The sequence below is a fragment of the Bacteroides sp. AM37-9 genome (assembly GCF_003603455.1).
In the GTDB taxonomy this organism is placed as follows: Bacteria; Bacteroidota; Bacteroidia; order Bacteroidales; family Bacteroidaceae; genus Bacteroides; species Bacteroides xylanisolvens.
On sequence record NZ_QTNF01000027.1, the window covers coordinates 63,650 to 82,159 of the forward strand.

Consider the following 18,510-nt stretch of genomic DNA (forward strand, 5'->3'; position numbering starts at 1 on the left):
TTGGAAATTGAAAAAAGTGCGGATGCCAACAGACCTTCATCGGTACATTGACATCTCACATTCTTTCATTATTTTATTCTAGGTTGATACTCAAACCTAAACCTCTCAACTCGTGCAACAATACGTTCAAGGATTCCGGAATACCAGGTTGTGGCATCGGTTCACCTTTCACAATTGCTTCATAAGCCTTCGAACGTCCTACCACGTCATCAGATTTGATAGTCAGGATTTCCTGCAAGATATGGGCAGCACCGAAACCTTCGAGTGCCCAAACCTCCATTTCTCCGAAACGCTGACCACCGAATTGAGCTTTACCACCAAGAGGTTGCTGAGTAATCAATGAGTACGGACCGATAGAACGAGCATGCATCTTGTCTTCAACCATGTGGCCCAACTTCAACATGTAAGTTACGCCCACAGTAGCTGCCTGGTCAAATTGCTCACCTGTACCACCATCACAAAGATAAGTCTTACAGTAGCGAGGCAATCCTGCCTTGTCTGTCCACTGATCCAGATCTTCCATGGTAGCACCGTCGAAAATAGGAGTCGCGAATTTCACGCCCAACGTTTTTCCGGCACGTCCGAGTACAGCTTCAAAAATCTGACCAATGTTCATACGAGAAGGCACACCCAACGGATTCAACACAATGTCAACCGGAGTACCATCAGCCAAGAACGGCATATCTTCCTGACGAACAACACGGGATACAATACCCTTGTTACCGTGGCGACCAGCCATCTTATCACCCACACCAATCTTACGTTTCTTAGCAATATATACTTTTGCCATCTGGATAATACCAGCAGGAAGTTCATCACCAATTGTAATAGCAAACTTCTTACGTTTCAATTCAGCATCCAGCTCTTTATATTTCTTAATGAAATTCATCACCAGATCACGAATCATACCGTTAATATGATCGTCACTTGTCCAGTTGCTCAATTGAATAGAAGTAAAATCAAGTGAATCAAAATCAGAAGCACTGAACTTAGAACCTTTCGCTATAACTTCCGCACCCAAATAGTCTTTCACACCTTGAGAAACCTTACCTTCAGTCAAAGTCATCAGTTTCTTAACCAGGATACGTTTCAAGTCAGCTACCTTAGATTCAAATTCATCATCAATCTTAGGCAACAATGCTTTATCGGCCAGTTTAGAGCTACGATTCTTAATCACACGTGAGAAAAGTTTCTTATCAATCACCACACCTTTCAAAGAAGGAGAAGCTTTCAAAGAAGCATCTTTCACGTCACCTGCCTTATCACCGAAGATAGCCCGAAGCAGTTTTTCTTCCGGAGAAGGATCAGATTCACCCTTCGGCGTAATCTTACCAATCATGATATCACCCGGCTCGATACGAGCACCGATTCTTACGATACCGTTTTTATCCAAGTCTTTGGTAGCTTCTTCACTTACATTCGGGATATCAGAAGTCAACTCTTCCATACCACGTTTTGTTTCACGAACTTCCAGCGAATATTCCTCTACGTGAACTGAAGTCAACAAGTCTTCGCGTACCACACGTTCGTTCAATACGATAGCATCCTCATAGTTGTAACCCTTCCAAGGCATATAAGCTACCAGCAGGTTCTTACCCAATGCCAATTCACCCTTTTCAGTAGAATAACCTTCAGTCAAGATATCACCTTTCTTCACACGCTGGCCTTTGTCACAAATCGGACGCAAGTCAATCGTCATGTTCTGGTTAGTCTTACGGAACTTAGGTATTCTATATTCCTTCAAAGCAGGTTCGAAACTTACAAATTCTTCGTCTTCCGTACGGTCATACAAAATACGGATAGTAGTAGCATCCACATAGTCAACCACACCATCGCCTTCTGCGGTAATCTGGGTACGAGAGTCTCTTACCAACTGACGTTCGATACCTGTACCTACGATCGGAGCTTCACTTCTCAACAAAGGAACCGCCTGGCGCATCATGTTCGATCCCATCAATGCACGGTTAGCATCGTCATGTTCCAAGAATGGAATCAAAGAAGCTGCAATAGATGCAATCTGCTGAGGAGCAACGTCCATCAAGTCAACTTCAGATGGTTCAACAACCGGGAAATCTGCATCTTGACGAGACTTAACTCTGTTAAGTACGAATGTACCATCGTCATTCAACGGAGCATTTCCCTGCGCAATAACCTTTTCTTCCTCTTCTTCAGCAGTCAGATAAATCAGACCGTTATCAGAAAGATCCACTTTCCCATTTTCCACCTTGCGGTAGGGAGTTTCAATGAATCCTAGCTCATTAATCTTAGCAAATACACACAATGAAGAAATCAAACCGATGTTCGGACCTTCAGGAGTCTCAATCGGACAAAGACGACCATAATGTGTATAGTGAACGTCACGAACCTCAAATCCGGCACGTTCACGGGAAAGACCACCAGGACCAAGGGCAGACATACGACGTTTGTGCGTAATTTCAGCCAGCGGGTTTGTCTGGTCCATGAACTGCGACAACGCGTTCGTTCCGAAGAATGAGTTGATTACTGAAGAAATAGTCTTCGCATTAATCAAATCAATCGGAGTAAACACTTCATTGTCACGAACGTTCATACGTTCACGAATCGTACGAGACATACGAGCCAGCCCCACAGCAAACTGATTAGAAAGCTGTTCACCAACAGTACGTACACGACGGTTACTCAAGTGGTCAATATCATCCACATCCGCTTTTGAGTTAATCAACTCAATCAGATATTTGATGATTTCAATAATATCTTCCTTCGTGAGGACACGCACGTCCATATCAGTCGTCAGATTCAACTTTTTGTTGATTCTGTAACGACCTACATCACCAAGGTCATATCGTTTTTCTGAGAAGAACAAGTTGTTGATAACCTCCCTTGCACTTGCGTCATCAGCCGGATCGGCATTACGCAACTGACGGTAGATATACAACACAGCTTCTTTTTCCGAGTTACTCGGGTCCTTCTGCAACGTATTATATATGATAGAGAAATCGGACTGATTCGGTTCATCCTTATGCAAAAGGATGTTCTGAACTCCCGACTCCAAAATTTCATCAATATGCTCCTCTTCCAGTACGGTTTCACGGTCGATAATAACTTCGTTACGTTCAATAGAAACCACTTCACCGGTATCTTCATCAACGAAATCTTCAATCCATGTTTTCAAGACACGTGCAGCCAGTTTACGGCCTAACACCTTCTTCAGATTTGTCTTGTTTACCTTCACATCTTCTGCAAGATCGAAAATCTCAAGAATATCTTTGTCATTCTCGAAGCCAATTGCACGCAACAATGTAGTCACCGGCAATTTCTTCTTACGGTCGATGTATGCGTACATCACATTATTGATGTCAGTAGCAAACTCAATCCACGAACCCTTAAACGGAATAATACGAGCCGAATAAAGTTTCGTACCATTGGCATGTACACTCTGACCGAAGAACACACCCGGAGAACGGTGAAGCTGTGACACAACTACGCGTTCGGCACCGTTAATGACGAAAGTAGCCTTATCAGTCATATAAGGAATCGGGCCGAGGAATACGTCCTGAATCACTGTATCAAAATCCTCATGATCGGGGTCCGTACAGTAAAGCTTAAGTTTCGCTTTTAAGGGAACACTATAAGTAAGCCCACGCTCTATACAATCATCAATGGTATAACGCGGCGGATCAATATAATAGTCCAGAAACTCAAGAACAAAATTGTTTCTTGTATCGGCAATAGGGAAGTTTTCAGCAAATACTTTATACAATCCCTCATTCTTACGCTTTTCAGGTGGGGTATCTAATTGTAGAAAGTCTTGGAATGACTTCAATTGTACTTCCAGGAAATCCGGGTATTCTAGCGGATTCTTAGTCGAAGCAAAATTAACTCTTTGATTTACAGTATTTGAAGACATCTGTCAATGAATTTGGAGAACTTAATTTGAAATATATACACAAAAAGGTTAAGAATCCTCTTGTGAAGGATTCCTAACCGAATTACCTGATTACCAGGCCAATGTTATTTAAGTTCAACTTCAGCTCCAGCTTCTTCCAATGTTTTCTTCAATGATTCTGCTTCGTCTTTAGCCAAACCTTCTTTTACTGTGCTAGGAGCACCGTCTACCAAGTCTTTAGCTTCTTTCAAACCAAGACCACAAGCTTCCTTAACGGCCTTAACTACTTGAAGTTTAGCTGCACCAGCGCTCTTCAATACTACGTCGAAAGAAGTTTTTTCTTCTGCGGCAGCAGCACCAGCTGCAGGACCAGCAGCAACAGCTACAGCTGCAGCAGCAGGTTCAATACCGTATTCTTCTTTAAGGATAGTTGCAAGTTCATTAACTTCTTTTACTGTCAAGTTAACTAATTGTTCTGCAAAAGCTTTCAAATCTGCCATTTTTTGTATGATTTTAATTGTTTAAATACTTTGTTGATTTTTGAAAATTATTCGGGACGTTCACCAAGAGTCTTGAGAACTCCGTGAAGGGTGTTACCACCTGATTGAAGAGCAGAAATAACATTCTTGGCCGGAGATTGCAACAGGGCAACGATATCGGCGATAACTTCATTCTTACTCTTGATTGAAACGAGAGCATCCAATTGATCAGCACCAATGTAGAAGCTTTCTTCTGCATATGCAGCTTTCAGTCCGGGAATACCGTCTTTCGCTTTGTCTTTGATTAACTTAGCAGGAACGTTTGCAGTATTGCTAAACATAACAGCAGTAGTACCTTTCAAAGAACCGTAAAGAGGTGAGAAGTCTTCTTCCAAGCTTTCAAGTGCTTTGTGAAGCAGCGTGTTTTTAACCAACATCAATTTGATGTCTGATTTAAAACAATCTCTTCTCAATGCACTGGTAGCAGCAGCGTTCATAGCTGTAACGTCTACCAAGTAGAAGTGACCATATTCCTTTACTGTAGCAGCAATTTGCTCTATAATCGTACTTTTATCTTCCTTTCTCATTATTTCTCTGTTTTATTAGATTTCATCCACTGATTTCGGGTCGATTTTAATACCCGCACTCATTGTACTAGAAAGATAAATACTCTTAATATATGTACCCTTTGCTGCGGTCGGTTTCAGTTTGTTCAGAGTAGAGATGAACTCTTTCGCGTTGTCGCGAATCTGATCAGGACTGAATGATACCTTACCGATAGAAGTGTGAACGATACCGCTCTTATCAACTTTAAAGTCAATCTTACCTTGTTTTACTTCTTTTACAGCCTTAGCAACATCCATAGTTACAGTACCACTCTTAGGGTTCGGCATCAATCCACGAGGACCGAGAACACGACCGAGCGCACCAATTTTACCCATGATAGATGGCATAGTGATGATTACATCAATATCAGTCCATCCACCTTTGATCTTTTCAATATATTCGTCAAGACCAACGTAGTCAGCACCAGCTTCTTTTGCAGCAGCTTCAGCATCCGGTGTACAAAGTACCAATACACGTACTTCTTTACCAGTACCATGAGGAAGTGAAACAACACCTCTCACCATCTGGTTAGCTTTACGTGGATCAACACCTAAACGTACATCAATATCCAGTGAAGCATCAAACTTAGTAAAAGTGATTTCTTTTACCAAAGATGCAGCTTCTTTCAGTGAGTATGCTTTCCCTGCTTCAATCTTTTCTGCAGCTAACTTTTGATTTTTTGTCAGTTTACCCATTACAATTGAAGTTTATTAATTATTAACCGGGAACTCCCCTTTTACAGCGATACCCATACTTCTAGCTGTACCTGCAACCATTCTCATGGCAGCTTCCACAGTAAAACAGTTTAAGTCAACCATTTTGTCCTGAGCAATCGTACGAACCTGTTCCCAAGTAAGCTCGGCAACTTTCTTACGGTTAGGCTCAGCAGAACCACTCTTTACCTTAGCTACTTCAAGTAATTGAATAGCAACGGGAGGAGTCTTGATTACAAAATCGAAAGACTTATCTGCGTAGTAAGTAATGATAACAGGTAAAATCTTACCTGCTTTGTCTTGGGTTCTGGCATTGAATTGCTTGCAAAATTCCATGATATTGATACCCTTAGAACCCAAAGCAGGTCCAACGGGAGGTGATGGATTTGCAGCGCCTCCTTTAATCTGTAACTTGATTAGTCCAGCAACTTCTTTAGCCATTTTTTTATTGATTTATATATAAACATTAAACGAAGAACAACAACAGCGTAACAATTCCGCGTTATTCCTTTTCCACTTGCATAAAGCCCAATTCAAGCGGTGTTTTGCGCCCGAATATCTTCACCATGACCTTTAGTTTCTTTTTTTCACTATTCACTTCTTCAATGATACCACTGAATCCGCTGAAAGGTCCAAAAGTAACTTTTACAGTTTCTCCTACTACGTACGGAATATTGAGTTCTTCACCCGTTTCCTGCAGTTCGTCCACTGTACCAAGTATACGATTCACTTCTGATTGTCTGAGAGGCACCGGTTTTTCGGAGCCGCCTAAAAAGCCTATCACATTCGGAGTATTGCGCAGGTGATGAGCGACCTCACCAACCAAAGCAGCCTCCACTAAAACGTAGCCAGGAAGATAACTTCTTTCCTTCACAATTTTTTTACCATTGCGAACCTGGTAAACTTTTTCAGTAGGAATCAATACCTGAGATACATATTCACCAAGGTCGCTGTTCTTAAGATCAGCTTCAAGATATTCCTTAACCTTAGCTTCTTTACCACTAATAGCACGTAGAACGTACCATTTCTTTTCAATCTCAGCCATTTTCAATTCCTAATTTTTTAATGTGGATAAACGATTTTTTCCATGAAGTTCTGGAAACAGACATCCATACCCCATACTACCAATGCAATAAGCAGGGAAGCATATAAAACAACTACTGCACTGTTAGCAAGTTCAGAATACGTAGGCCACGATACTTTATGTACAAGTTCGTCGTAAGATTCTTTAATATAAGCTATTACCTTTTTCATTTCAATAATATTAGCACGGGAGGAGAGGCTCGAACTCCCGACACCCGGTTTTGGAGACCGGTGCTCTACCAACTGAGCTACTCCCGTGTGTACATAATCAGTTCCCGATGGAAAACCGGGAACTGATTAATTATTGTGTATTAGTCGATAATTTCAGTAATCTGACCAGCACCTACCGTACGTCCACCTTCGCGGATAGCGAAACGAAGACCCGGGTTCAATGCTACTGGGTAGATCAACTCAACTGTAATAGTTACGTTATCACCCGGCATTACCATTTCTGTTCCTTCCGGCAAAGTGATTTCACCTGTACAGTCCATAGTACGCAAGTAGAACTGAGGACGGTATTTGTTGTGGAACGGAGTGTGACGACCACCTTCTTCTTTCTTCAAGATATAAACCTCAGCTTTGAATTTAGAGTGCGGTTTAATCTGACCTGGTTTACAAAGAACCATACCACGTTTGATTTCGTTCTTGTCAATACCACGAAGCAAAAGACCTACGTTGTCACCAGCTTCACCTTGATCCAACAGTTTACGGAACATTTCAACACCAGTTACAACTGATTTCTTATCTTCACCTAAACCAAGGATTTCGATTTCATCACCAACGTGGATAACACCAGTTTCGATACGACCTGTTGCTACAGTACCACGACCTGTGATAGAGAACACGTCTTCAACCGGCATCAAGAATGGTTTATCAACATCGCGCGGAGGCAGTGGAATCCAGTTATCAACTGCATCCATCAGTTCCATAACTTTGTCTTCCCATTTTTCAACACCGTTCAATGCGCCAAGAGCAGAACCACGGATGATAGGAGTATTGTCACCATCGAAATCATAGAATGAAAGAAGTTCTCTCATTTCCATTTCAACGAGTTCCAACATTTCTTCGTCGTCTACCATATCGCACTTGTTCAAGAATACAACCAGACGAGGTACGTTTACCTGACGAGCCAACAGGATGTGTTCGCGAGTTTGAGGCATCGGACCATCAGTTGCAGCACAAACGATGATAGCACCGTCCATCTGAGCAGCACCAGTTACCATGTTCTTTACGTAGTCGGCGTGACCCGGACAGTCTACGTGTGCATAGTGACGGTTAGCTGTTTGATATTCAACGTGAGAAGTATTGATAGTAATACCTCTTTCTTTTTCTTCAGGAGCGTTGTCGATAGAATCGAAAGAACGCAATTCTGAAAGACCTTTCTTTGCCAACACAGTAGTGATAGCAGCTGTCAACGTTGTCTTACCGTGGTCTACGTGACCGATTGTACCAATGTTTACGTGCGGTTTGGTACGTTCAAATTTCTCTTTAGCCATAGCTTTACTTGTTATTTATTTGATTAATAATCAGCATTTACATCCTTTATGAGCTGTTACCGGGATTTGAACCCGGGACCTCTTCCTTACCAAGGAAGTGCTCTACCACTGAGCTATAACAGCAAGAAAAGAGAGCGGAAGACGGGGCTCAAACCCGCGACCCTCAGCTTGGAAGGCTAATGCTCTATCAACTGAGCTACTTCCGCATTCTTGCCAAAGTTGTCACTCTGATTGTGGGCAAAGATGGATTCGAACCACCGAAGGCGTAAGCCAGCAGATTTACAGTCTGCCCCATTTGGCCACTCTGGTATTTGCCCTTTTCAAAATCAAGAAATAAAAGAACTATTTTCAAACAATATGATAAAGACAGATGTTCTATCTTTGTTCTTCGGTTTCTTTTTGAGCCTCTTGTCGGATTCGAACCAACGACCCCGAGATTACAAATCACGTGCTCTGGCCAACTGAGCTAAAGAGGCAAACTTACTAAAAAATGCAACCGTCACGTTCTAACGCGAGCGAAACGGCTGCAAATTTAGTTATTTATTTCTTTCCCGCAAAATATTTGGGATTTTTTTATTTGCTACGTTGCTTTTCCTTGTATTTAACCAGCTGTTTTCCGAGTGCTTCCACATCTAAATCAATTGCTTCTTCAAATGTATCGCATACTTTGCTTGCATAAAATTCTCCATTTGGGATCAATATTTTAATGCCCGCTTCCTTGTTTTCAGCAACTTCTGGTTTAACTACCTTTAATGACACCTCTACTTTCTTTATATCTTCGTAATATTTTTCCAACTTGGACACTTTCTTCTGAATAAATGCCTGCAATTGCTCTGACGCATCAAAGTGAATTGATTGAATTCTAACATCCATACTTACCTCCTTTTTTTAAGCTCTTGGATGAGCTTGTTTATACACTTTTTTAAGTTCTTCAAATGTGGCATGTGTGTAGATCTCGGTAGTTGTTATGCTCTCGTGACCCAAAAGTTCTTTTACCGCCCCCAGTTCTGCTTCATTGTTCAGCATTGTGGTAGCAAAAGTATGCCTCAACACGTGAGGACTCTTTTTCTTCAACGTCGCCACCTTTGACAGGTTCCGTTTCACTAAATTATAGACTAGATTCTTGTAAAGCCGTTCACCATTCTCTCTAATAAAGAAAGCTTCCGACCTTTCCGGAATCGTTTCGTTTCTTACATTAATATATTCAAGCATCAACTCCTGCAGTTCGTCACCAAACGGAATCAGCCGTTGCTTGTTTCTTTTCCCGGTCACTTTCAGAAGAGAAGCCGAAAAATCCACATCCTTATTATCCAGACCTATCAATTCCGAAAGCCTCATGCCAGTAGCATAAAACATTTCAATAATCAACCGATCCCGACAGCCTTTAAATCCTTCGCCAAAGTCCGTTTCATCCAATAACCGATTCATTTCGTTTTCTTTTAAGAACACAGGCAACGGCTTTTTGTTTTTAGGTCCTTTTATTTTACGCAAAGGATCTATAGTCGTTTCTCCCTGCCTCAAGAGATACTTGTAAAACGTTCGGAGCGAACTTAGCTTACGATTTACAGAAGTTGAGGTATACCCTTTATCCATCAATGAAACAATCCATTCACGAATCAGTTCCGCCTCGACCTCTAACGGATTAAATTTTCCATACTCTTCCTGAGCAAACTCCTGCAGTTGCTTTATATCTTCACCGTACGCAAGAACGGTTTTTTCAGAATAGTTCCGCTCATACTGGAGATAATCAAGAAAAGATTCTATCAACATAATATCGCTACATCTAAAATCGTGCAACGAATGTATGAAAAGAATTCAATAATTCAAAGGAAATTACGAATTATTAATCTTCTACTTGCTGAAGTTGTTGTACGTAAACTGCGCGTTCTTTCTTAAGTCTTTTAGTTACAGACGGTTTATCAAACTGTTGTCTGCTTCTCAACTCTTTTACAATGCCAGTCTTTTCAAATTTTCTTTTGAACTTCTTCAGCGCTTTTTCAATGTTTTCGCCTTCTTTTACAGGTACTACAATCATTTTGTTACTATTAATATGTTATGATTAAAAAATTCTGCAGTCAAATTGCGCCGCAAAATTACACATACTTTCTTTATTCACAAAACTTTCGGCAAATATTTCTCAAAAACTATTCATAAACAAGTTATTAAATGCAGAAAGTTAGTACCTTTGAAACACTTACATATCTATAATAATATAATAAAGTATGAAACAGAGCATAAAAGAGCGAGTGCATGCACTGCGCATGACCTTTCATCCCAATTCTATCAAAGCGTTCATTATTCCCAGCACCGACCCTCATCTTAGTGAATATGTGGCTCCCCACTGGATGTCACGCGAGTGGATTTCCGGTTTTACTGGTTCTGCCGGAACAGCGGTTATCCTGATGGATAAAGCAGGATTATGGACCGACTCGCGTTATTTTCTACAAGCCACGAAGGAATTGGAGGGCAGCGGCATTACCTTATATAAAGAGATGTTGCCGGAGACTCCCAGTATTACAGAATTTCTCTGCCAACACTTAAAACCTGGAGAATCTGTAAGTATCGACGGGAAAATGTTCTCTGTGCAACAGGTCGAACAGATGAAAGAAGAACTGGCGGCACATCAGTTACAGGTCGACATATTTGGAGATCCATTGAGTAGCATTTGGAAGGACCGGCCCGCCATGCCTGATTCTCCTGCTTTTATTTATGATATCAAATATGCAGGGAAAAGCTGCGAAGAGAAAATATCCGCCATCCGTACGGAGTTGAAAAAGAAAGGTGTCTATGCTTTATTCATATCCGCACTCGACGAGATCGCATGGACTCTCAATTTGCGAGGAAACGATGTACATTGCAATCCGGTCATAGTAAGTTACCTGTTAATCACACAGGATGAAGTGACTTATTTTATTTCACCAGAGAAAGTGACGGCAGAGGTAGAGACTTATCTAAAGGAACGGCAGATTGGGATACAGAAGTATGATGAGGTAGAGACATACCTGAATTCTTTTCCGGGAAAAAACATTCTGATTGATCCACGAAAAACGAATTATTCTATCTATTCGTCTATTAATCCGCAATGTTCTATTCTTCGTGGCGAGTCGCCTGTCGCATTATTGAAAGCGATTCGCAATGAGCAGGAGGTCGCCGGCATCCACGCTGCCATGCAACGGGATGGAGTAGCACTCGTCAAATTCCTCAAATGGCTGGAAGAATCCGTATCTACCGGAAAAGAGACAGAATTAAGTATAGATAAAAAGTTGCATGAGTTTAGGGCTGCACAGCCTCTCTACATGGGGGAAAGTTTCGACACGATTGCAGGATATAAAGAACATGGGGCAATCGTACATTATTCGGCTACCCCGGAAAGTGACGTGACTCTTCAGCCCAGAGGGTTCTTACTCTTAGATTCAGGAGCTCAATATCTGGACGGAACCACTGACATCACCCGAACCTTTGCCTTAGGCGAACTTACAGAGGAAGAAAAAACGGATTATACCCTTATATTAAAAGGACACATCGCGTTGGCTATGGCCAAATTCCCTACCGGAACCCGTGGAGCCCAGCTCGATGTACTAGCCCGTATGCCTATCTGGAACCACAGAATGAATTTTCTTCATGGCACAGGACATGGCGTCGGACATTTCCTGAGTGTACACGAAGGCCCGCAAAGCATTCGTATGAATGAGAATCCTGTCATTTTGCAGCCCGGCATGGTTACTTCCAATGAGCCTGGTGTTTATAAAGCAGGCAGTCACGGGATACGTACGGAGAACCTGACGTTGGTTTGCAAAGATGGAGAGGGAATGTTTGGAGAATATCTTAAGTTTGAAACTATCACTTTATGCCCAATCTGCAAAAAAGGGATCATCAAGGAGATGCTGACAAATGAAGAAATTGAATGGTTAAACAATTACCATCAGACTGTCTACGAGAAGTTGTCACCGGATCTTAACGAAGAAGAAAAAGTTTGGTTACAAGAGGCGACTGCTTCCCTTTAAACAGAACTTGTCTGACACCCGGGTGTCAAGCATACTGAGACCCGGGTGTCAGACTATCCAAGACCCGGGTCTCAGCCATCACGACACCCGGGTGTCGTACAACATAGAACTGCATTAAATAAAAAACTTTATTAGAAACAAATATTATATGGCTTTAATTAAATCAGTACGGGGTTTTGCTCCCGAAATCGGAGAAAACTGCTTCCTCGCAGATAATGCAACTATTATAGGAGATGTAAAAATAGGAAATGATTGTAGCATTTGGTTTAATACGGTATTAAGAGGTGACGTCAACTCCATACGAATCGGCAATGGTGTCAACATTCAGGATGGAAGTGTCTTGCATACGTTATATCAGAAATCGACTATTGAAATTGGCGATCACGTATCCGTTGGGCATAATGTCACCATTCATGGGGCGACCATCAAAGATTATGCATTGGTAGGGATGGGGTCAACCGTCCTGGATCACGTCGTAGTTGGCGAAGGAGCAATCGTTGCCGCCGGTTCGCTGGTATTAAGCAATACCATCATTGAGCCGGGAAGCATTTGGGGAGGGGTACCCGCGAAATTCATTAAAAAGGTAGATCCTGAACAAGCCAAAGAACTGAATCAGAAGATTGCTCACAATTATTTGATGTATTCGCAATGGTATAAGGAAGATAAATAGCAGACTCTAACAAGTTAATAAAAACAGCGGGACATTCTAATGAAAGAACATCCCGCTGTTTTTATAAGATTTTTTATAAAGCCGTTTTTTTACAAAAAGCGAATTCATTGGATTCATCTCTTTTCGACACTATTTCCTCTAATCAAAAATTAATCATGTGCATTATCTTCTCTGTAGCACCGGCATTACTAGTCACATAATAACCGGCATTTGTTCCGGTTTCACGCAAGAACAATTCATCCGCCAAGAAACGATCCAGCAAAGTTTTCAGTTCATCATAATCTTTGATGGAATAAGCGCCTTTTGCTTCGATCAATTGAACGGCTTCCATAAATTTCTGATACTTCGGTCCGAAAATCACCGGAATACCATATACAGCCGCTTCCAATGTGTTATGAATACCTACTCCGAAACCTCCACCGATATAAGCTATTTCGCCATAACGGTAAATAGAGGACAGCAGTCCGAAGCAGTCTATAATAAGACAATCCGCTTTCAATACATTCCTTTCGTCAGCACGGGTATAGCGCACATACGGACGTTTCAATTTACTGATGATTTCAACCAGGTGATTCTCGTCGATCACATGCGGAGCAATAATCAGTTTCATTTCCGGATGGTTATTGAAATATTCGAGGAATAAATCTTCGTCAGGTCCCCATGAGCTTCCGGCAACAAAAGTAAAGGAATTGGTTCCTTTAAATTTCTCTACCAACGGAAGTTCTTTGGCCTCTTCACGGATTTGCAACACGCGGTCAAAACGGGTATCTCCCACTACTGTCACACGGCTGATACCGATTTTCGACAAGTAACGTTTGGATGCCTCATTCTGAACAAACAGATGATCGAAATCTTTCAATACATTGCGATAAGTTCCACCGTACCATTTAAAGAATATTTGTTCGCGACGGAAGATAGACGATACACTATATACCGGAATACGGCGTTTGTGAAGCTCATCCAGATAATTCTTCCAAAACTCATATTTGATAAAGAACGCCATGCAAGGATTTGCAATATCCAGGAACTTTTTCACATTCCGCGGTTTATCAAACGGCAGATAGCAGACAATATCCGCCCCCCGGTAATGCTTACGCACCTCGTAACCAGAAGGAGAGAAAAATGTCAGCAATATCTTATAATTAGGATACTTCGCACGAATCATTTCTATCAGAGGGCGCCCTTGTTCAAACTCTCCCAGTGAAGCAGCATGAAACCAAATATACTGTTCCCCCTTCTCCACTTGCTGCCGCAGGAGCTCATACACTACCCAATGCCCTTTCATCATCTTTCGGGGCTTACGGCTAAACGGAGCAGCCAAATGGACGATAAAGTCATAAATGACTATTGCCAGGTCGTAAAGCATAGTACTGTGTCGATTACTTCAAAACCTCTATCGCACGTTTCATGCGAGCTATCGTCTCCTCTTTGCCCAATACCCAGGAAATATCGAACATGTGCGGGCCTTTTCCTTCACCCACTAATGTCAGACGGAAAGCATTCATGATATTACCAGTATGATAACCTTTCTCCGCAATCCAGTCCATAACGACTTTTTCCTGTCCTTCAATACTAAAGTCTTCAATGCCGGCAATCACTTCTGCCAATTCGGTCATACATTTTGCAGAATCTTCTTTCCAACGTTTCTTCACCGTCTTTTCATCATATTCGGTAGGAGCAACGAAGAAGAAGCTACATACGTCCCACAGTTCTTTAATGAAACTTACCCGATCTTTCATCATGCCAACCACAGTCACCACCTTTTCGAAAGGAGCTTCTACACCATGTTCTTTCAGGAAAGGCAAGAACAGTTCTGCAATTTCTTCGTTAGGTTTCTGCTGTATATATTGATGGTTGAACCATATTCCTTTTTTATAGTCGAACTTGGCACCCGACTTGCTGCAACGGTGAAGATCAAACAATTTAATCAATTCGTCCATTGACATCACTTCCTGGTCATTGCCCGGATTCCATCCCAACAAAGCCAAGAAATTAATCACTGCTTCCGGCAAATAACCCGATTCACGATAACCTGAAGAGATTTCTCCCGATTTCGGATCGTGCCATTCCAACGGGAATACAGGGAATCCGAGACGGTCACCGTCACGTTTACTTAATTTTCCATTGCCTTCCGGTTTCAGCAATAAAGGCAGGTGGGCAAATTCCGGCATTGTATCTTCCCAGCCGAAAGCACGGTACAACAACACATGCAAAGGAGCGGAAGGCAGCCATTCTTCACCACGAATCACGTGGGAAACTCCCATCAAATGGTCGTCCACGATATTTGCCAGATGGTAAGTCGGCAGTTCATCAGCCGATTTATAAAGCACTTTATCATCCAGAATGGATGAGTTGATAATAACTTCACCACGAATCAGGTCATTCACATGTACGTCTTCATTCGGTTCGATTTTGAAACGAACGACGTATTGTTTGCCTTCAGCAATCAGTGCATCCACTTCTTCCTTCGGCATGGTTAATGAGTTGCGCATCATTCCGCGAGTAGATGCGTCATATTGGAAGTTAGCAATTTCAGCACGCTTAGCGTCCAGTTCCTCCGGAGTATCAAAAGCGATGTATGCTTTTCCATTTTCCAGCAAAACCTGCACATATTTCTTGTAGATTTCGCGGCGCTCCGACTGGCGGTACGGACCACATTCACCACCGAAGCTCACTCCTTCATCAAAGTGGATACCCAACCACTTAAAAGATTCGAGTATATACTCTTCCGCTCCCGGAACGAACCGGTTAGAATCAGTATCTTCAATACGAAATATCAAGTCTCCGCCGTGTTGACGCGCAAATAGATAATTATACAAAGCTGTACGCACACCACCGATGTGCAGTGCTCCCGTAGGACTTGGAGCAAAACGAACTCTTACTTTTCTTTCTGCCATAATTTGGGTTAGTATAGGTAAATCGTGGCAAAATTAAACCTTTTTTTCCACACTATTGTTTTTTTTTGTACTTTTCGCAAAAATTTCAGTGGATATGGAACATTTGAAGAAGAAAAAAAGTTTTTCATGGAGAGATTTACTATATAAATCACTGCTATTTGTGAGCACTGTGACGTTGATTATCTATTTCCTGCCACGTGACGGAAAATTCAATTACCAGTTTGACATCAATAAGCCCTGGAAATATGGGCAGCTGATCGCTACTTTCGACTTTCCTATTTATAAAGAGGATGCGGTAGTAAAAAGAGAGCAAGACAGTCTGATGGCTTTCTTCCAGCCTTATTACCAATTGGATAAAGACATCGAAAAAAATGCAATCGCCAAGCTGAAAGAGAATTATCACACCAATCTGAAAGGAATTCTTCCTTCCATCGATTATTTGCGGTATATCGAGCGTACCTTAAAAGAAATCTATCAGGCAGGCATCGTATCGACAGAGAATATACAGCAGCTTCAAAAGGACAGCACTTCATCCGTCATGGTGATTGACGATAAACTTGCCAACCCGCAGGCTACCGAAAACATTTACACGGTAAAGAAAGCGTATGAACACCTGCTGACAGCAGACTCGACCCATTTCAACCGAGAAGTATTAAGGCAATGCGCGCTGAACGAATACATTACTCCCAACCTCACTTTTGACGAGGAGCGCACCCAGGCCGCCAAAGAGGAGATATTAAATAATTATTCCTGGGCAAACGGGCTGGTAGTCAGCGGGCAGAAGATTATCGACCGTGGAGAGATCGTTAGTCCGCATACCTATAATATCCTCGAATCATTGCGCAAAGAATCCATCAAACGCAACGAGTCTATGGGACAAAACCGTTTGATTCTCGGTGGTCAGGTTCTGTTTGTGGGTATGCTGATGCTTTGTTTCATGCTCTATCTCGATTTATTCCGGAAAGACTATTATCAACGGAAAGGCAGTCTGTCGTTACTATTCACCCTGATTGTGTTCTACAGTGTCATAACGGCTTTCATGGTGACACATAATATATTTAATGTGTACATCATCCCATACGCGATGCTGCCGATTATCATCCGTGTTTTTCTTGATTCGAGAACCGCTTTTCTGACGCATGTCATCACTATATTGATATGCTCCATCTCCTTGCGCTTCCCTCATGAGTTTATTCTGACGCAGTTGGCAGCGGGATTAGTGGCGATATTCAGCCTAAGGGAACTATCGCAGAGATCCCAGCTTTTCCGAACGGCCTTATTAGTGATACTGACTTATGCAGCCATTTATTTTGCTTTCGAACTGATGACGGAGAATGGTCTTTCCACCGACTTCTCGAAGTTGAACATACGCATGTACACTTACTTCATCATTAACGGAATCCTGCTATTATTCACTTATCCTTTATTATTCTTATTGGAAAAGACTTTCGGATTTACTTCCAATGTTACTTTGGTGGAACTTTCGAATATCAATAACGATCTTTTGCGGCAGATGTCTGAAACGGTTCCCGGAACCTTCCAACATTCCATGCAGGTGGCTAATCTGGCAGCAGAAGCCGCTATCCGCATTGGAGCAAAAAGCCAGTTAGTACGTACGGGGGCTTTGTATCACGATATCGGGAAGATGGAAAATCCGGCTTTCTTTACGGAGAATCAGTCGGGAGGGGTTAATCCGCATAAGAATTTGAATTACGAACAAAGTGCACAGGTCGTTATCAGCCATGTGACGGATGGATTGAAACTGGCGGATAAACACAATCTGCCTAAAGCGGTCAAAGATTTTATCAGCACCCATCACGGACGGGGAAAAACAAAATATTTCTATATTTCCTGGAAGAACGAGCATCCGGACGAAGAGCCGAATGAAGAATTGTTCACTTACCCCGGACCGAATCCGTTTACCAAAGAGCAGGCTATCCTGATGATGGCGGATGCTGTGGAAGCTGCCTCACGCAGTCTTCCGGAATATACGGAAGAAACAATCAGCAACCTGGTCGACAAGATTATCGACTCACAGGTTACTGAAGGCTACTTTAAGGAATGTCCTATCACTTTCAAGGATATAGCAACTGTGAAAGCTGTATTCAAGGAAAAACTAAAGATTGCTTATCATACCCGAATCAGCTATCCGGAGTTAAAGAAGTAAGCAGGCCGGCGCAAGCGTCTTCCAACACATCGAGTACATATTCAAATCCTTCGGCCCCTCCATAATAGGGGTCGGGGACATGATCTGCAGGAATACGGGTGCAGTACTCTGTCATGCGATGAATCTTTTTCCATTCTTCGGGAGAAGGTGCTTTGTCTTTCAGGTCGTCTATATTCCGGTCGTCCATACCGATTATCAAATCAAAATGATAGAAATCTTCTATACGGACGGGGCGCGAACGATGCACCAGTTGATAACCGCGACGAGCCGCGTGAGCACGCATCCGGCTGTCCGGCAGTTCGCCCTGATGATAAGACAAGATTCCGGCGGAATCTATCACAAACTCTTTTTCCAATCCCGCTTCTTTTATCAAATGAAGCATCACGCCTTCAGCCGTAGAGCTACGGCAGATATTTCCAAGGCAGACAAACAATATCTTTTTCATAATTTCAGTTTTAACAGATTCAAGAATAAGTCAAATGATAATTTTGCGGAGTGCCCTGAAAGGGCTTAATTATATAGCGTAGGGC

General features: G+C 42.2%; 17 protein-coding genes and 5 tRNA genes. 3 read left to right on the forward strand and 19 right to left on the reverse strand.

The window, feature by feature from the left end:
• Positions 1-73: 73 nt before the first annotated feature.
• From rpoB to rpsU, 16 genes are all read right to left on the reverse strand, one after another.
• Complete coding sequence (rpoB, locus tag DW862_RS17665; protein ID WP_120069633.1) at positions 74-3,886, reverse strand: DNA-directed RNA polymerase subunit beta; 3,813 nt, start codon at positions 3,884-3,886, stop codon at positions 74-76.
• A gap of 104 nt (positions 3,887-3,990) precedes the next feature.
• The gene (gene rplL, locus DW862_RS17670; RefSeq protein WP_004296358.1) at positions 3,991-4,365 is read right to left on the reverse strand and encodes a 50S ribosomal protein L7/L12; all 375 of its coding nucleotides are present in this window, start codon (positions 4,363-4,365) and stop codon (positions 3,991-3,993) included.
• Positions 4,366-4,412: 47 nt separating this feature from the next.
• Positions 4,413-4,931 (reverse strand): 50S ribosomal protein L10, encoded by a 519-nt coding sequence (gene rplJ, locus DW862_RS17675; protein WP_004310893.1) that lies wholly within the window; start codon positions 4,929-4,931, stop codon positions 4,413-4,415.
• 15 nt (positions 4,932-4,946) lie between these two features.
• On the reverse strand, positions 4,947-5,645 hold the full coding sequence (gene rplA / locus DW862_RS17680) for a 50S ribosomal protein L1 (protein ID WP_004310894.1): 699 nt from the start codon (positions 5,643-5,645) through the stop codon (positions 4,947-4,949).
• 15 nt (positions 5,646-5,660) lie between these two features.
• Positions 5,661-6,104, reverse strand: a complete 444-nt coding sequence (gene rplK / locus DW862_RS17685) for a 50S ribosomal protein L11 (protein ID WP_004296361.1) — start codon at positions 6,102-6,104, stop codon at positions 5,661-5,663.
• 61 nt (positions 6,105-6,165) lie between these two features.
• Entirely contained in the window at positions 6,166-6,708 is a 543-nt protein-coding gene (nusG, locus tag DW862_RS17690) for a transcription termination/antitermination protein NusG (RefSeq protein ID WP_004296362.1), read from the reverse strand.
• 17 nt (positions 6,709-6,725) lie between these two features.
• Positions 6,726-6,917, reverse strand: a complete 192-nt coding sequence (gene secE, locus DW862_RS17695; RefSeq protein ID WP_004296363.1) for a preprotein translocase subunit SecE — start codon at positions 6,915-6,917, stop codon at positions 6,726-6,728.
• 14 nt (positions 6,918-6,931) lie between these two features.
• Positions 6,932-7,004 (reverse strand) — tRNA-Trp (locus tag DW862_RS17700).
• Positions 7,005-7,057: 53 nt separating this feature from the next.
• A complete protein-coding gene (tuf, locus tag DW862_RS17705) occupies positions 7,058-8,242 on the reverse strand; it encodes an elongation factor Tu (RefSeq protein WP_004307553.1) in 1,185 nt (394 codons plus the stop codon).
• Positions 8,243-8,293: 51 nt separating this feature from the next.
• Positions 8,294-8,365 (reverse strand) — tRNA-Thr (locus tag DW862_RS17710).
• 10 nt (positions 8,366-8,375) lie between these two features.
• A tRNA-Gly gene (locus tag DW862_RS17715) sits at positions 8,376-8,448 on the reverse strand.
• Positions 8,449-8,476: 28 nt separating this feature from the next.
• Positions 8,477-8,559, reverse strand: a tRNA-Tyr gene (locus DW862_RS17720).
• An 85-nt stretch (positions 8,560-8,644) separates the two neighbouring features.
• Positions 8,645-8,718: transfer RNA gene (locus DW862_RS17725), tRNA-Thr, on the reverse strand.
• Positions 8,719-8,815: 97 nt separating this feature from the next.
• Positions 8,816-9,115: a ribosome hibernation-promoting factor, HPF/YfiA family gene (hpf, locus tag DW862_RS17730; protein ID WP_004310895.1), complete on the reverse strand. Its 300-nt coding sequence runs from the start codon at positions 9,113-9,115 to the stop codon at positions 8,816-8,818.
• 15 nt (positions 9,116-9,130) lie between these two features.
• The gene (xerC, locus tag DW862_RS17735) at positions 9,131-10,012 is read right to left on the reverse strand and encodes a tyrosine recombinase XerC (RefSeq protein WP_004313453.1); all 882 of its coding nucleotides are present in this window, start codon (positions 10,010-10,012) and stop codon (positions 9,131-9,133) included.
• Positions 10,013-10,085: 73 nt separating this feature from the next.
• On the reverse strand, positions 10,086-10,277 hold the full coding sequence (rpsU, locus tag DW862_RS17740; protein WP_002558090.1) for a 30S ribosomal protein S21: 192 nt from the start codon (positions 10,275-10,277) through the stop codon (positions 10,086-10,088).
• Positions 10,278-10,464: 187 nt separating this feature from the next.
• On the opposite strand from rpsU, the gene DW862_RS17750 reads away from it, so the two are divergent.
• Together DW862_RS17750 and DW862_RS17755 are read left to right on the forward strand one after the other, a co-directional pair.
• Positions 10,465-12,246: an aminopeptidase P family protein gene (locus DW862_RS17750; protein ID WP_120069636.1), complete on the forward strand. Its 1,782-nt coding sequence runs from the start codon at positions 10,465-10,467 to the stop codon at positions 12,244-12,246.
• Between the two features lie 148 nt (positions 12,247-12,394).
• The gene (locus tag DW862_RS17755) at positions 12,395-12,916 is read left to right on the forward strand and encodes a gamma carbonic anhydrase family protein (protein WP_118407974.1); all 522 of its coding nucleotides are present in this window, start codon (positions 12,395-12,397) and stop codon (positions 12,914-12,916) included.
• Positions 12,917-13,058: 142 nt separating this feature from the next.
• On the opposite strand, the gene DW862_RS17760 is transcribed toward DW862_RS17755, so the two are convergent.
• Together DW862_RS17760 and gltX are read right to left on the reverse strand one after the other, a co-directional pair.
• Positions 13,059-14,282 carry a 3-deoxy-D-manno-octulosonic acid transferase gene (locus DW862_RS17760; protein WP_004313450.1) on the reverse strand — a complete coding sequence of 408 codons (1,224 nt, stop codon included), beginning with the start codon at positions 14,280-14,282 and terminating at the stop codon, positions 13,059-13,061.
• A 13-nt stretch (positions 14,283-14,295) separates the two neighbouring features.
• A complete protein-coding gene (gene gltX, locus DW862_RS17765; RefSeq protein WP_120069640.1) occupies positions 14,296-15,813 on the reverse strand; it encodes a glutamate--tRNA ligase in 1,518 nt (505 codons plus the stop codon).
• Positions 15,814-15,907: 94 nt separating this feature from the next.
• Here gltX and DW862_RS17770 point away from each other — a divergent pair, with 94 nt between their 5' ends.
• Positions 15,908-17,980: an HD family phosphohydrolase gene (locus tag DW862_RS17770; protein WP_120069643.1), complete on the forward strand. Its 2,073-nt coding sequence runs from the start codon at positions 15,908-15,910 to the stop codon at positions 17,978-17,980.
• Here DW862_RS17770 and DW862_RS17775 read toward each other — a convergent pair.
• Complete coding sequence (locus tag DW862_RS17775) at positions 17,955-18,425, reverse strand: low molecular weight protein-tyrosine-phosphatase (RefSeq protein WP_004313447.1); 471 nt, start codon at positions 18,423-18,425, stop codon at positions 17,955-17,957. The two genes, DW862_RS17770 and DW862_RS17775, sit on opposite strands and share 26 nt — an antisense overlap.
• Positions 18,426-18,510: the final 85 nt, after the last annotated feature.

Bases quoted from the DNA above. Each gene is read 5' to 3' on its own strand.
- rpoB (WP_120069633.1), bottom strand. From the start codon at position 3,886: ATGTCTTCAAATACTGTAAATCAAAGAGTTAATTTTGCTTCGACTAAG.
- rplL (WP_004296358.1), bottom strand. From the start codon at position 4,365: ATGGCAGATTTGAAAGCTTTTGCAGAACAATTAGTTAACTTGACAGTA.
- rplJ (WP_004310893.1), bottom strand. From the start codon at position 4,931: ATGAGAAAGGAAGATAAAAGTACGATTATAGAGCAAATTGCTGCTACA.
- rplA (WP_004310894.1), bottom strand. From the start codon at position 5,645: ATGGGTAAACTGACAAAAAATCAAAAGTTAGCTGCAGAAAAGATTGAA.
- rplK (WP_004296361.1), bottom strand. From the start codon at position 6,104: ATGGCTAAAGAAGTTGCTGGACTAATCAAGTTACAGATTAAAGGAGGC.
- nusG (WP_004296362.1), bottom strand. From the start codon at position 6,708: ATGGCTGAGATTGAAAAGAAATGGTACGTTCTACGTGCTATTAGTGGT.
- secE (WP_004296363.1), bottom strand. From the start codon at position 6,917: ATGAAAAAGGTAATAGCTTATATTAAAGAATCTTACGACGAACTTGTA.
- tuf (WP_004307553.1), bottom strand. From the start codon at position 8,242: ATGGCTAAAGAGAAATTTGAACGTACCAAACCGCACGTAAACATTGGT.
- hpf (WP_004310895.1), bottom strand. From the start codon at position 9,115: ATGGATGTTAGAATTCAATCAATTCACTTTGATGCGTCAGAGCAATTG.
- xerC (WP_004313453.1), bottom strand. From the start codon at position 10,012: ATGTTGATAGAATCTTTTCTTGATTATCTCCAGTATGAGCGGAACTAT.
- rpsU (WP_002558090.1), bottom strand. From the start codon at position 10,277: ATGATTGTAGTACCTGTAAAAGAAGGCGAAAACATTGAAAAAGCGCTG.
- DW862_RS17750 (WP_120069636.1), top strand. From the start codon at position 10,465: ATGAAACAGAGCATAAAAGAGCGAGTGCATGCACTGCGCATGACCTTT.
- DW862_RS17755 (WP_118407974.1), top strand. From the start codon at position 12,395: ATGGCTTTAATTAAATCAGTACGGGGTTTTGCTCCCGAAATCGGAGAA.
- DW862_RS17760 (WP_004313450.1), bottom strand. From the start codon at position 14,282: ATGCTTTACGACCTGGCAATAGTCATTTATGACTTTATCGTCCATTTG.
- gltX (WP_120069640.1), bottom strand. From the start codon at position 15,813: ATGGCAGAAAGAAAAGTAAGAGTTCGTTTTGCTCCAAGTCCTACGGGA.
- DW862_RS17770 (WP_120069643.1), top strand. From the start codon at position 15,908: ATGGAACATTTGAAGAAGAAAAAAAGTTTTTCATGGAGAGATTTACTA.
- DW862_RS17775 (WP_004313447.1), bottom strand. From the start codon at position 18,425: ATGAAAAAGATATTGTTTGTCTGCCTTGGAAATATCTGCCGTAGCTCT.